12 protein-coding genes are annotated in these 13,940 nt (G+C 61.5%); 2 read left to right on the forward strand and 10 right to left on the reverse strand.

Going from position 1 to position 13,940, the window contains the following annotated elements:
- Positions 1 to 154: 154 nt before the first annotated feature.
- Complete coding sequence (locus tag HB676_RS20040) at positions 155 to 1,837, reverse strand: PAS domain-containing methyl-accepting chemotaxis protein (RefSeq protein ID WP_213739740.1); 1,683 nt, start codon at positions 1,835 to 1,837, stop codon at positions 155 to 157.
- Positions 1,838 to 2,330: 493 nt separating this feature from the next.
- On the opposite strand from HB676_RS20040, the gene HB676_RS20045 reads away from it, so the two are divergent.
- The gene (locus HB676_RS20045; RefSeq protein WP_213739741.1) at positions 2,331 to 3,281 is read left to right on the forward strand and encodes a helix-turn-helix transcriptional regulator; all 951 of its coding nucleotides are present in this window, start codon (positions 2,331 to 2,333) and stop codon (positions 3,279 to 3,281) included.
- A 40-nt stretch (positions 3,282 to 3,321) separates the two neighbouring features.
- Here the strand turns inward: HB676_RS20045 and HB676_RS20050 are convergent, their stop codons facing one another.
- On the reverse strand, positions 3,322 to 4,113 hold the full coding sequence (locus tag HB676_RS20050; RefSeq protein ID WP_213739742.1) for a sulfite exporter TauE/SafE family protein: 792 nt from the start codon (positions 4,111 to 4,113) through the stop codon (positions 3,322 to 3,324).
- 222 nt (positions 4,114 to 4,335) lie between these two features.
- Between HB676_RS20050 and HB676_RS20055 the strand changes: the two genes are divergently transcribed.
- Positions 4,336 to 4,938 (forward strand): TetR/AcrR family transcriptional regulator, encoded by a 603-nt coding sequence (locus HB676_RS20055; protein ID WP_213739744.1) that lies wholly within the window; start codon positions 4,336 to 4,338, stop codon positions 4,936 to 4,938.
- Positions 4,939 to 5,244: 306 nt separating this feature from the next.
- Here the strand turns inward: HB676_RS20055 and serA are convergent, their stop codons facing one another.
- From serA to HB676_RS20095, 8 genes are all read right to left on the reverse strand, one after another.
- On the reverse strand, positions 5,245 to 6,489 hold the full coding sequence (gene serA, locus HB676_RS20060) for a phosphoglycerate dehydrogenase (RefSeq protein ID WP_213739746.1): 1,245 nt from the start codon (positions 6,487 to 6,489) through the stop codon (positions 5,245 to 5,247).
- A gap of 180 nt (positions 6,490 to 6,669) precedes the next feature.
- Positions 6,670 to 7,104, reverse strand: coding sequence for an SH3 domain-containing protein (locus tag HB676_RS20065; protein ID WP_213739748.1), 435 nt, complete (start codon positions 7,102 to 7,104; stop codon positions 6,670 to 6,672).
- Between the two features lie 248 nt (positions 7,105 to 7,352).
- The gene (locus HB676_RS20070; RefSeq protein ID WP_213739749.1) at positions 7,353 to 8,018 is read right to left on the reverse strand and encodes a hypothetical protein; all 666 of its coding nucleotides are present in this window, start codon (positions 8,016 to 8,018) and stop codon (positions 7,353 to 7,355) included.
- 126 nt (positions 8,019 to 8,144) lie between these two features.
- Entirely contained in the window at positions 8,145 to 8,390 is a 246-nt protein-coding gene (locus tag HB676_RS20075) for a hypothetical protein (protein ID WP_213739750.1), read from the reverse strand.
- A gap of 171 nt (positions 8,391 to 8,561) precedes the next feature.
- Entirely contained in the window at positions 8,562 to 10,616 is a 2,055-nt protein-coding gene (locus HB676_RS20080) for an ATP-binding protein (protein WP_213739751.1), read from the reverse strand.
- Positions 10,613 to 12,112, reverse strand: a complete 1,500-nt coding sequence (locus tag HB676_RS20085; RefSeq protein WP_213739752.1) for an ATPase domain-containing protein — start codon at positions 12,110 to 12,112, stop codon at positions 10,613 to 10,615. The genes HB676_RS20080 and HB676_RS20085 overlap by 4 nt, the downstream gene beginning before the upstream one ends.
- 100 nt (positions 12,113 to 12,212) lie before the next feature.
- On the reverse strand, positions 12,213 to 13,181 hold the full coding sequence (locus tag HB676_RS20090; protein WP_213739753.1) for a nitronate monooxygenase family protein: 969 nt from the start codon (positions 13,179 to 13,181) through the stop codon (positions 12,213 to 12,215).
- A gap of 143 nt (positions 13,182 to 13,324) precedes the next feature.
- Positions 13,325 to 13,927: a hypothetical protein gene (locus tag HB676_RS20095; RefSeq protein ID WP_213739754.1), complete on the reverse strand. Its 603-nt coding sequence runs from the start codon at positions 13,925 to 13,927 to the stop codon at positions 13,325 to 13,327.
- Positions 13,928 to 13,940: the final 13 nt, after the last annotated feature.

Consider the following 13,940-nt stretch of genomic DNA (forward strand, 5'->3'; position numbering starts at 1 on the left):
TCACCTTATACGCGGTAATGCGAGCCGTCCAAAGATCGGGATTTTCCGCGGGCACCTTCCGTTCTCGAATGGCAATGCATAGATGCCACGCGAATTTCGTGCGGCCGGCTTGTCAGGGCCGGCCGACGGATAAGCCGCCTGCGACAGATTGGCGCTAGGCCGCCCGCCCGATACTTGCGGCTTCCGCAGCCGCGCGCTGCATGCTCGACGACATCTCGCTCGTAACCGTACTCTGCTCTTCGACCGCGGCCGCGGTGGAGGTCACGTATTCGCTGACGTTCTGAATGGCCTGCCGGATGGAATTGAGAGCTTCCACGACTTCGGCGGAAATGCCGTTTAACGATCCGATTTCGCCGGTGATCTTGTCGGTGGCTTGCTTGGCCTGATTTGCGAGATTCTTGACCTCGGCAGCCACGACCGCGAACCCACGGCCGGCTTCACCGGCCCGTGCCGATTCAATCGTGGCATTGAGCGCCAGCAGATTGATCTGACCGGTGATGTCGCCAATAAGCTCGACGATGCCGCTCATCGACTGCGCCGCGATGTTGAGCCGCTGGGCTTGTCCATCGGCGCGCTCGACCCGCTGTACGGCATCCGTGGCGGTCTCCTTCGATTTCACCATGGCCTCGGAGATTTCCCGGACCGATGCGTTCAGTTCTTCGGCTCCCGCCGCGACCGACTCCATCATTCCGCGCACGCTTTCGCTCTTCATGCGCGCGATCACCTGCGCCGTCGTGTCGGTTGCGTACTTCACGACCTTGAACGGCTTGCCGTTGAGATCGAGGATCGGATTGTAGGAGGCCTGAATCCAGACTTCCTTGCCGCCCTTGCCAATCCGCTTGTATTCGGCTGACTGGTATTCGCCCAGGTTAAGCTTGGTCCAGAATTCACGATACGCCGCGCCGTCGCGCTCAGCGGGATCGACGAACATGCTGTGGTGCCTTCCCTGGATTTCGTCCAGCAGATAGCCCACGGCGCCCAGAAAATTGCTGTTTGCCGTAATGATCGTGCCATCCATGTTGAATTCGATCACTGCCTGCGATTTTCCGATCGCATCGATCTGACCGGCAAGGTTGGCGGTTTGCAGCTTCTGCTCCGTCACGTCGGTCGCGAATTTCACAACCTTGAAGGGCTTGCCCTTTTCGTCAAGAATTGGATTGTAGCTGGCCAGAATCCAGACTTCCTTGCCGCCTTTGCCAAGCCGCTTGTATTCATCCGCGAAGTATTCGCCACGATTCAAGGCGGCCCAGAACTCCCGATACGCCGGACTTTCCCGCATCGCCGGTTCGACGAACATGCTGTGATGTTTGCCCTGGATTTCCGCGAGCGAATAACCAAGGGTTTTGAGAAAATTCTCGTTGGCTTTTATGATGGTGCCGTCCAGGTCGAATTCGATGACCGCCTGCGCCCTTGCGATGGCATCGATCTTGCCGGCATCTTCCATGCTTCCGATCTTCTGTGACGTAATATCGGTTGCGAATTTGATCACCTTGAGCGGTTTGCCCGCCGGATCGAGCACGGGATTGTAGGATGCCTGAATCCAGATCTCCCTGCCGCCTTTACCGATCCGCTTGTATTGGGCGGCCTGATATTCGCCACGATTGAGCTTGGCCCAGAATTCGCGATACGCGGCGCTGTCACGTTCGGACGCATCGACAAACATGCCGTGATGTTTGCCCTGGATTTCGGCAAGGCTGTAACCAATAGTCTTCAGGAAGTTTTCGTTCGCGGTGACGATGGTGCCATCCATGTTGAATTCGATCACCGCCTGCGATTTTCCGATGGCGGCGGATCGAACCAGCGCATCCCGCGTGGCCGCATTTTGCATTCCAAACATCCTGAAATTCCTCATTCCTTTGCACGAAATAGAATCTGAAATGAACAGACCGGCGGCAACTCGCATCGATCAAATTGCGTCCGTACAATTACGTGGCTAACGCTAACATTGCGTTTACCCTAAACCTGCCAGATCACTCAATTTGCGACGCGATCGGTGCGCTTGTTGTCGCTCAAGCAAAGAGAACACGACGATCAATCAACTCAAGGTAAGACCGCCGCGCACGCGCAATCCAAGACAGCTTCAAATCAACCATGAATGTTTATTCACGCCGTCTCACAACGTGCGCGGAGCGACGGACTGTCATTAATTGAGCGATCCTGACGTTTTCAAACGGCGAGTGCTGCTTTACGACGCGGGAGATTTTCCGTTCGGCCTTGCGTTGGAATATCGCCGGCGCTTTAGTGTTTTCTTTTTCGGCCGGAATCAGGCCCACGAATAAAACTGAATTGGCTTATACGCGCCGAGCCTTTTTCCAACTTGACAATTTCCCATGTTCGAAACGTCTGATCTAGAAGAACTCAAACATTTTGGCGAGGCCGTGCTCGGCGCAACGAAAGTCGATCCGAAATTTTCGGGCGACTTCAAAGCCCATTTCAAGTTTTTCCAACTCCAGGATATCGGAATTTTTTCAGGGGGCGGCAATTTGGACGTGGCCCTGGAATATCCGGAGGTCGATTATGTCCGGCTGCAAATCGCCTTGAAAGGCAGCTCGACGACAACCATCAACGGCACGACCACGGAAACCAACGAGAAACAATCCTGCACCACGGGACCCGATCGCGCCTCGCAAATCGTTTGCAAGGATGGTGACGGACTGAGCCTTCGCGTGAGCTTCGGGGCAGTGGAGCGAAAGCTGGCTCTGCTTTTGGGCGCCCAGCCGAAGGGCCATCTGGAATTTATGGCGGCGACAAATGTCGATCAGCCACATGTCCGGGCGCTGCATCAAATGATCCAGTTTTGCGCCCAGCAACTGGATTCAACGACCGCCGAACTGCCGCCTCTCGCGCTGCGTGAGCTCGAGCAGGCTATCATCGTGTCCTTCCTGTGCGCGAACCGGCACAGCTTCAGTCATCTTCTCGAACAGGACACCGAAAGTATCAGGCCTGGACTGGTCCATCGCGCGGAGGAGTTCATCGAAGCCAACTGGAACAAGGCGATCACGATCGAAAGCCTCGTCGACGTGACCGGCGCAAACGCCCGCGCGATTTTCAGGGCATTCCAGCGCAGCCGGGGTTATTCACCGATGGCTTTCGCCAAGGGCGTCCGGCTGAACCATGCAAAACAGATGCTGTCATCACCGGGCGCACAGACGTCGGTCGCCGGTGTCGCCTTCCATTGTGGCTTTGCAAATCTCGGACATTTCGCCAAGGAATACAGAGAGGCGTTCGGCGAACGTCCCTCCGAGACCCTCACACGTAAAATGCGAGGGGGCGCGACCTGAAGACGGCCGACCGCGAGGGATTTTGCGGTCGGCTGGGGTTCTACGGCCGCGCCGCCATATAGCCCGCCATTCCCAGGACCATCACGACAAAGGTCGGCCGCAGCACGCGCTCTGGCAGGCGGTTGGCGGCGCGGGCGCCGACCGCGCTGGCGATCCAGAGTCCGCCGACGACCCCCGCGATCGACCACCACGGGATGGCCCATCCCTGCGCCAGATAGATCGCCGCGGCAGGTATTGTCAGCGGCAACAATGTGAGGATCAGGCTCATCGCCTGCGCCCGGTGCTGTCCGAGATGCAGGACCGTGGTCGACAGCGCGGTCACCGCGAGACCGCCGCCGATGCCCAGCACCCCCGACGACAGGCCGGCGACAACGCCGATCGCGACCAATGCCGGCCAGTTAACTGTCGCTGGCTCTTCCGGCCTCGACGACGGCGACGACCTGCTACGCAATGCGGCGATCGCCGCCAGGATCAGCAGGTAACCGACGAACGACCAGCGCAAGGCGCGATCGGACAAGCCGCCGGCGCCGATCGCGCCCAATGCACCGCCGATGATGAAGCCGATGGACAGCGCCACCACCCATTCGACCGGCACGGCCTGCCCGCGCCGCCTGTATTCAGAAACACCGCCGAGGCCGGTCGGTGGAATCTGCGCGACCAGCGATATCCCCTGCGCGATGTGCTGATCGACGCCCAGCGTGATGCAAACGGCGGGCACCAAAATGCCGCCCGGGCTCACACCAAGCAGCCCGGAGACGAAGCCGGCCATCGCGCCGGCCCCGCCGCCTTTCAAGACAGCCAGCAGGTCGGCGAAATTCACCCAGTCCCACATGTTCAACTCCACCAACCGCCACGCGCCGCCGGCGTCACGCCGAGGGCAGGCGCGACCGCGATCCCGGACGCGTCCAACTCATCGAATGGGTGGATTGACGGCCGTAACTTTTCCCATATAAAAAGAATGTCCGTTTTTCTTGTGTTCGGCAATCCCCAGATTTGTCGGATCGGATGCCGGGAGAGGCGACGGCGCGTCTCGCAAGGGGTTGAGCGGAAGACAATGCCCAAGGTCAAACCGGAGACATCGAAGGCGCGGCGCGATGAAATTCTCGAGGCGGCGGAGATCTGCTTCGCGCGCCAGGGGTTTCATCAGACCACGATCCGGGATGTAATCCGGCAATCGGGGCTGAGCGCCGGCTGCATCTATGGCTACTTTTCCACCAAGGAAGATCTGATCCGGGCGATCGGAGAGCGGCGGCACGCGCGCGACGCGACCCTGCTTTCGCCCGGCGACAAGGCGGCCGATCCGATCACGCTGCTGCGCGCTATCGCCCGCCAATTCCTGACCGATCTTGCAAACGAAGATGGACTTCGGACCCGCAGGGTCGCGTTGCAATTATGGGCCGAGGCGCTCCGCAACGACGAGATCAAGGCTCAGGTCACCGGCGGCATTCACGTTCCGATTGCGGCGATCGTAGCCTTGGTACAACGAGGGCAGCGCCTTGGCCTGATCGACAAGAAGCTGACCCCGTCCACGATTGCGCGCATGATGGTGTCGATGTTTCAGGGCTATGTGCTCCAGCGCGTATGGGGCGAACCGTTCAAGGCAAAGGCCGCGCTTGACGCGTTCGACATCGTGCTCCGCGGCCTCACGCCGCGTTGAAGCATACCACGGTGCGCGCGCTACGCGCCGACCTCTCCCCGCAAGCGGCAGGGCTATCGCATATGACTTTCCGCCGCGGTAATCGCCTGGGGCCTCATGGTTCGAGACGCCTCGAAGACGAGGCTCCTCACCATGAGGGTTTGAGTAGCCGCACAGAAAGTCCTCATCCTGAGGGGACGCCGCAGGCGGCCGTCTCGAAGGATGGCCGCACAAAGACTGCAGGCCCAATCTCTTTCCTCATATGCGATAGCCCTACCGCACGCGGGGCGAGGTGAACCAGCCTCTGCGCCGATTCGATCCCCCGGGCTAATTCTCGTACACCATCCGCGCCCGGATCGTGCCTTCGAGGGCGCGGATATCGTCGAGCAGGCCGTGGCTGTCGTGTCCGGTCAAATCGGCATCGAGCACGACGTAGCCGAGTTCGCGATCGGTCTCGAGATATTGCGCGATGATGTTGATGTCGCGCTGTACGAATATCTCGTTGAGCCGCCGCAGCATGCCCGGCACGTTGCGGTGAACATGGCTGAAGCGCGCACCGGTCGTGCGCGCCTGCAACTGGACCTGCGGAAAGTTCACCGCGCCCATCGTCGAGCCGCTGCTGAAATAATCGAGCATCTTGCGCGCCACTTCGCGGCCGATGCGGTCCTGCGCCTGCTCGGTTGAACCGCCGATATGCGGGGTCAGGATCACGTTCTTGAGGCCCTGTAGCGGGGTTTTAAAGCGATCCGAATTCGAAGACGGCTCGACTGGAAACACGTCGAGCGCCGCTCCCGCCAGATGCCCATCACGAAGGGCTTTTGCCAGCGCATCGAGATCGACGACGGTGCCGCGGCTGTTGTTGATCAGATAGGAGCCAGGCTTCATCAACCGCAGTTCGGCATCTCCGATCATGCCTGCCGTGGCCGGCGTTTCCGGCACGTGCAGGCTGACGATATCGCTCTCGGCCAGAAGCTCCCCGAGCGTCTCGACCGGCTCGGTATTGCCGTGACGAAGCTTGTCGGTCTGGTCGAAGAAGATCACCTTCATGCCCATCGCTTCGGCGAGCATCGAAAGCTGCGAGCCGATATTGCCGTAACCGACAATGCCCAGCGTGCGGCCGCGCACTTCATGGCTGTCGGTGGCGGACTTGTCCCAGGCACCGTCATGCGCCGCGACCGAGCGCGGAAAAATCCGCCGCAGCAGCATCACAATCTCGCCGATCACGAGTTCGGCCACGCTGCGGGTATTCGAGAACGGCGCGTTGAAGACGGGAATGCCGCACCGGCGCGCCGCGTCGAGATCAACCTGATTGGTTCCGACGCTGAAACATCCGACCACCATCAACCCGTCGGCCTCGGCAAAGACGTCTGACGTGAGCTGGGTTCGCGACCGAATCCCCAGGAGGTCGACGCCTTTGATGGCCGCGCGCAGCGCATCGCCATCGAGAGCCTTGGGCAACCGCTCGACGCTCAGATATCTGGAATTCGAAAACAGTTCGACGGCGCTGTCGTTCACGCCCTCCAGAAGAAGGACCTTGCCCCTCTGAACGGGCTGTGACGGATCAATCGGCATATCATCTCCATGGATCGGCCAGTCGCGGCCTCGCTATAGTCCTACAGGGATCTATGCGACGGCCGCGCGAATGGAAGATGATTCTTACACCTTTGTCCGCTCTGATTCGGGATGGCATTGAGGCAAGGCACAGGGGCCACCGATGCCTGCCCCCTCGCCCCGCTTGGCGGTTTCGCCGGATTACCAGCGCCATCCCCAGCCGCGATAGCCCCAGCCATAGCCGTAATAAGGTCCATAGCCATAGCCGTAACCATATGGCCGGTAATAGCCCGGCGGACCGGCGACATAGCGCGGGCCATAGACCGGGGGGCCTTCTTCCTCTTCGACGATCTCGCCGGGTCGCAGTCGATTCGGTGGCGGCCGGCGCGCCATGCCGACATTCTGGGCGATGGCGAAGCCTTTCTTGTCGTCCACCGAGACCTCGCACCATCCATTGGTGCACTTGCCGACGTCGACCGTGGCACCCTTCAGCATCAGGGTCACAACCTCGCCGTCGGTGCCGGGCGATTTTCGCAAATTGGTATCCACGCCGAGAGTGACCGGCTTGGCCATCGCACCAACCGCCGGCAGAAGCGAGAAAATGGCGGCCGCTGCCGCGATTCGTACAAAGCCCATGACTGTCCTCTCGTTTCCTTCCGAAGCTGTGCCGCCCGCGGCGCTATTTAACGCCAGCCGTGTCCTCGTATTCAATATCTTCGCGTCAAAAAACCTTCGCGCCTTACCGTCTTTTAACTTGATCGCGGGCGATGGCGGCGGGGAACGGCCGCGGACGAGCCGCCTGCCCGTCACGTTTCGTAAGGTTTGGATTGCCGATGATGCGCCCCGACGCGCCGCCAGATGATGCCGCGGACAAAAGCCGCGGCTCAGATCATCGCGGCGACTTTTTCCAGGCCGATCAGGCGGGCCAGCGTACGCACTTCGCGCTTCTGGTCCTCGCGCAGTTGAAACAACAACGGCATCGCGGCCGACTTCAACTGCTGGACTTCTTCGGCGTCGGGGTCGATCGGTGCGGCGTTCGGATCGGTTTGCTTGGTGGCGTGAATCTTCCGGGCCACCGCGCGCAATGCGCTTTCAACCGCCGGCCAATAGGATTCCTGCGAGGACGAAAGCTTGAGGCGGTCCTTGATGCCGGCGATCTGCGCGTCGCTCAGCAACGCGTAGGATTTTTGCTGCGGCGGCGGTGCCGGCTTGCTGGCGACTTTGGGCTTCGGCGCCGATGGCAGCGCGACCGGGTCTGTGAGCTTCGGCGTCTCGATGTCGGCCGGCGTGCTGGAGGCAAAGGCCTGCCGCAACGGGGTGGCGGGGATCGCATCGGCTGCCGGCGGTTCGAGCGAAGCCTGCGCCGCTATGATAACGGCGAGCTTGTCCTTTTTGCTTTCCCTGTTCGAGACCGGCCCATCGGTCATGGTTAAAGCGGTCGCCATCGCCGGCCCGGCGGACGGCACGCTGGCACGGCCGAGGATGCTGGCCGCAGCGGCGCCGACGACCAGAAGGCACGTCAGCGCGATGATGGTCATGGCTCTCGTCAAGCCGCTCTCCAATTGAGTACGCGAAGCACAACCATTTTCCCGGCAAAAAGGGCGCGAATTAAGGCTTAATCGTGCGCGACGGCGTGATTTTGGCAGCCCTACGAGGGGGCTGAAGGAGCGGAAAGATCAGGCCGCGGCCGCGAGATCGTAGGCTTCCTGGATGTCGGCGACGATATCGGACGCCTCCCACAGCGCATCCGGGGCAACCGATTGCAGGCTGATGGTCCAGTTGCTCTTCGCGGTGCGGGGCATGCTGACAATGTCGAATTGCACGTTTCGGCACAGCGGATGCCGGTCGAGGGCATAGGCGACCCGCGCCTTGATCTCGTCGATCGTGGCGGGTGTCTTGGCAAAGAGCGTCTCGAAATCCATGTCGCATCCCCTTTAACCGCGGCTTTGGGTGCTGCCCGCCGATGGAGCGAGGGGCGGCCCTGGACATGATTTTCGGCTCCCCTTGGTTAATGGCGCGTTAAGCCGGGGAACCTTTGCAGGGCGGGCGCAGCAAACGTGATAGGGTGGCCTGGCACGGCTGGGCTGCGGCTTTCAGCCCAGCAATTGATCGAGCCGGTCGCGTAGCTGGTCCTGGTGGTAGGGCTTGGCCAGCCGCGGCAGATCGAGCTGGGCGCCATCGGGCAATTCGGCGTAGCCGGTTGCGAGCAAAATCGGCAGCGTAGGCCGCACCTGCCGCGACGCCGCCGCCAATTCGACCCCGGTCATCCCGGGCATCACATGATCCGTCATCATCAGGTCGAGCGGCTGCTCGCTTTTGAGGATGTCGAGCGCGTGCAGGCCGGAATCGGCGCCGATCACCCGGTGGCCGAGATCCTCGAGCATTTCCGTGGTCGACATCGCAATCAGGGGATCGTCGTCGACAAACAAGATCACCGCGGAGCGGTTGACCTTCGGCGCGGTCTGGGCGGGGCTCTTGGCTTCCGGGGCTTCCACCGCGACCGGCAGCACCAGCGTCGCGGTGGTGCCTTGTCCGACTACGCTCGATAGCTGCAGCGTGCCGCCAAGCTGGACGGTCAATCCGTGAACCATCGAGAGGCCCAATCCGGTGCCCTTGCCGAGCGGTTTCGACGAGAAAAACGGCTCGACCGCGCGCTTCAATATGTCCGGGGGCATGCCGGCGCCGGTGTCGCTCACCGACAGTTTCAGATAGCGGCCCGATTGCAGCGCCGGATCGTTGGTTGCCTGATATTCGGCGACCCTGATTTCGATCGAACCGCCGTCCGGCATCGCATCGCGCGCATTGATCGCGAGATTGAGAATCGCCAGTTCGAGCTGGTTGGCATCGACGCGCGCCGGCGGCAGCCCCTCCGGCAGATCGAGCCGCAACGCGACGTGGCGTCCCAGCGAGCGCTCGAGGAGATCGATCATGCCCTGGATCAGGGCGCTCAGATCGACCGGCACCGCGCGCAGATCCTGCTGCCGCGCAAACGCCAGCAGGCGCTGGGTCAATGACGCGCCGCGCTCGACGCCCTGCACCGCGCCGTCGATCAGCCGCCGCAGCCTGGGATCGTCGGGAATGCGCTTGCGCAACAGATCGAGATTGCCCATCACCGCCATCAGCAGATTATTGAAGTCATGGGCGACGCCGCCGGTGAGCTGGCCGATCGCCTCCATCTTCTGCGCCTGCCGCAATTGCTCCTGGGCCTTTTCGCGCGCTGCGACTTCCTGCATCAGCTCGTTGGTCCGCTGCTCGACGCGCTGCTCCAGCGTTGCCGTCATTTCCGCCAGCGCGGTGCGTTCGGCAGCCAGTTGCGACAGCAAATTATCGCGTTCGATTTCCGAAACTTTTCGCGCGGTGATGTCGGAGGAGACTCCGACCATCGACTTGATGCTACCGTCGGGCCGGCGCACGGCGCGAGCCCTGACATCGACCCAGTGCAGCGATCCGTCGGGCCAGATCGTGCGGTACTCGATGCTGTAATCCTTGCCGGTCTTGATGGCCTGGTTCAGCACCTCGCCGCGGCGGGCGCGATCGTCAGGATGAATCGATGCCTGCAAATCCTCGAATGAAAACGGATCGTCCCTGTTGCGTCCGAAAAACGCCCGGCAGGTGTCGGAGGCTTCCAGCTCAAACTCCGGCAAATGCAGTTCCAGCGCGCCGAGATGGCCGGCCTTGAGCGCGGTCTGCAGCAGGTTTTCGCTTTCGGTGAGGTCCGCGAGGATCGCGCGGGTCTGGTACTGGCGGCGCCGGCCCCTGACCGCGGAGCCAACGATGCTTACCAGCGTGGTCGGATGAAACGGGCGTTCAATGAAGGTGACATTGCCGAGCACCTGTCCGAGCCGCGCGGCGTCGGGATTGCGCTCGGGACCGCCGCCCTGATGGGTCAACAGCACGATCGGAAAATCCGACCATGACGGCTGATCGTGCAGCCAGCGCATCAGACCGCGCAGATCGGCCGTCTTGATCGCCTCGTCGGCAATCACGGCAAGACCGGCGCCGCCTTCGATCTCGTGCAGCAGCGCGCTGAGGTCCCCACAGACATTGGCATAGTAACCCGCCTCCTTGATCAGAGCCGCTGCCACCGCGGCATCGCGCCCGATCGGAGCCAGAATGACGGCGCGCTCAGAGGACGCACCCGGTCTCACTGGAATCGCTCTTCCAGCAGCGGCTTGCCTTCGCCGATATAAACCGGAACGCCGCGTAGCACGCCCTGAAATCCATCGAGCGGGCCGCCGATCGTCAGGCCACGGTTATCGATACGAAATTCGCGGATGGTCGATTCATGCGCGCCGGTCCGTTTCTTGATGACCGATATCGCACGCCGCACTGTGCCGAGCGCTTCGAAATAGCGCAGCAGGATCACCGTGTCCGCCAGATAGGTGACATCCACCGGCGCCTTCATGTCGCCGACCAGCCCGTGCTGCGCCACCGTCATAAAGGTCGCCGCCCCCCGGCGGTTCAGATATTGCAGCAATTCGTGCATGTGCAGGATCAGCGAATTTTCTTCGGGCATTGCGGCCTGATAGCCATTGAGACTGTCGATCACCACGGTCTTGATTTTGTCTTCATCGACCCGCTTGCGGACGCGGTGGGCGAATTCGCCGGGCGACATTTCCGCGGCGTCGACCTGATCGATAAAGAGATTGCCCGTCGCCTGCATGGCATCGAGATCGATGCCAAGGCCTTTCATACGATCGAACAGCAGGCCGAGTTCTTCGTCGAACACGAACAGCGCGGCCTTTTCACCCCGCGCGATCGCGGCGGCGATAAACACGATCACGGACAGGGATTTTCCGGTACCGGCAGGTCCGAGGATCAGGGTGCTGGATCCGGCTTCGATACCGCCGCCGAGCAACTGGTCGAATTCGGCGATGCCGCTGGACATCCTGGTTCGTACGAAGCTGGAGCGAAATTCCGACGCTACCAGCCGCGGAAATATATTCAGCCCGCCGGTGGTGATGGTCACATCATGATAGCCGCCGCGAAACTTCACGCCGCGATATTTGATGATGCGGGCGCGACGCCGTTCCGCGCCATATGACGGCGCCAATTCCTCAAGGCGCAGCACGCCATGCGCGACGCTGTGCACGGTCTTGTCGGCGACGTCGGCGGTGAGGTCGTCAAGCATCATCACGGTCGAGCCGAACTTCGCGAAGAAATGCTTGATCGCCAGAATCTGTCGCCGGTAGCGCAGCGAACTCTGCGCCAGCAGCCTGATCTCGGAAAGACTGTCGAGCACCACCCGGCTCGGCCGCGCCCGTTCCACGGCTTCGAATATCTGCTTGGTGGTTTCGCCCAGTTCAAGGTCCGACGAATAAAGCAGGCTCTGCTGCTGTTCGGCATCGAGCAGGCTTTCCGGCGGCAACAACTCGAAGACCTCGATGTTCTCACCAAGGGTCCAGCCATGCGAGGCCGCGCCGTCGCGCAGTTCGCTCTCGGTCTCGGACAGCGTGATGTAGAGGCACTTCTCGCCTGCCCGCGCGCCCTCCATCAGGAATTGCAGCGCAATGGTGGTTTTGCCGGTGCCGGGAGCACCCTCGACGAGAAACAGGTGCCCCCGCGAAAAACCGCCCGACAGGATATTGTCGAGCCCCCAGATGCCGGTTTTCGCTAATTTGGCAATTGATTCGACTGAATTCATGCGGCCCCCTAAGCAGGGATAAACCGCTACGACTTCATACAGTTCCCCGAAAATGGAACTAATTTTGCGGAAAAATCCAGCGTCAAAGAACCCTTCGCCCTCACAGCGGCGGATCGACCGCTTCGTCGTATTCCTTTTTGAAGCGCGCGATCATTTCGGCGGCCGGCACGATCTTGCCGACGCTGCCGACACCCTGGCCGCTGCCCCAGATCTCCTTCCAGGCTTTCGGCTTGGCGCGCTCGCCGGATTCGTCAGTGCCGAAACTCATTTTCGATGCGTCGGACTCCGGAAGATTGTCGGGGTCCATGCCGGCCGCGACGATCGACGGCTTCAGGTAATTGCCGTGCACGCCGGTGAAGAGATTCGAATAAACGATGTCTTCCGCGGTCGAGGTGGTGATCATCTGCTTGTAGCCCTCCACCGCATTGGCCTCCTTCGTGGCGATGAAGGCCGAGCCGATATAGGCAAAGTCGGCGCCGAGCATGCGCGCGGCCCGGATCGCGCGGCCATTGCCCATCGCGCCCGACAGCGCGATCGGTCCGTCGAACCATTGCCGCGTCTCGGCGACGAAGGCGAAGGGCGATATCTCGCCGGCATGACCGCCGGCGCCGGCGGACACCAGGATCAGACCATCGGCGCCCTTCTCGATCGCCTTGTGTGCGAATTTCTGGTTGATCACGTCGTGGAAAACGATACCGCCCCAGGCATGCGCGGCCTGATTGAGTTCTTCGCGCGCACCGAGCGAGGTGATGATGATCGGCACCTTGTGTTTTTCGCACAGCGCCAGATCCTGTTCGAGCCGGTTGTTCGATCGATGCACGATCTGATTGACCGCAAATGGCGCCGACAGCCGATCGGGATGCGCCTTGTCGTGCGCGGCAAGTTCTTCCTTGATCCGCACCAGCCATTCGTCGAGCAGCGCCGGCGGCCGTGCGTTCAACGCCGGAAACGATCCGACGATTCCCGCCTTGCACTGCGCGATCACGAGATCAGGCACGGAAATAATGAACAGCGGCGCACCGATCACCGGTATCGACAGACGGCCCTTGAACAGAGCAGGCATGGACATTCGCCAGAATCCTTTTCGCTATGGTTGCAAGATGGCTGCAAGCCGCGTGTACCTGTCGCGAGCCCCTTAAGAATGCCAGACATCATACCAAATAGGCAATCGCCGGCCGTACGGTCTGGCACCGTTGCAGGTCGCGCCCGGTGTTACTGGCACAAAGCGCGGGTGACGTAATTATCGGTCCGGCAATCATCCGGCTTTCGTGTCCGGCCGGGGATCAGGACTTTCGCCGAACAGGCCTCCACGGAATCGGTGGTCAGGCTCTTGCCCTCCTTGAACTTCCTGGCCTGGCAGAGCTGATCGGCGGCCACCTTGCAGTCCGGCGCGCCGTTGGCCGAAGCCGGACATTTCACGCGCCCCGTCACCATCGAAGAGGTAGTCATGCGCGACAGGGTTTCGGTCGCGCCTTTGGCGCGGGCGTTCAAATCGTCGATGGCCTCACCCGGACTTTTCAGCGTTGGCAGGATCGATATCGACTTCTCGAACATCTTGCCCATTTCGTTGATCAGCCCCGGATTCTCCTCGCGCGCCGGCGGCGGAGGTGGTGGCGCGGGATCGCCCGGCTGAGCCGACGTCTGGACGGCAACAGAGGGCGGCGGCGGGGATGGTTGCGCGGATGGGGGAGATGGCGGTGGAGCGGCCTGCGGCCAACCAGCATCGGGGGCGACCATCAAAATCGACAGCGCCATGCCGATCGTCGCGAGTTGCGTTCTGGACCGCGCGATCAAGTAGCCGGATCGATCAAGCATGACGTCGAGCGTA

Origin of the sequence: Bradyrhizobium sp. dw_411 (assembly GCF_018449695.1) — a bacterium.
Lineage (GTDB): Bacteria > Pseudomonadota > Alphaproteobacteria > Rhizobiales > Xanthobacteraceae > Bradyrhizobium.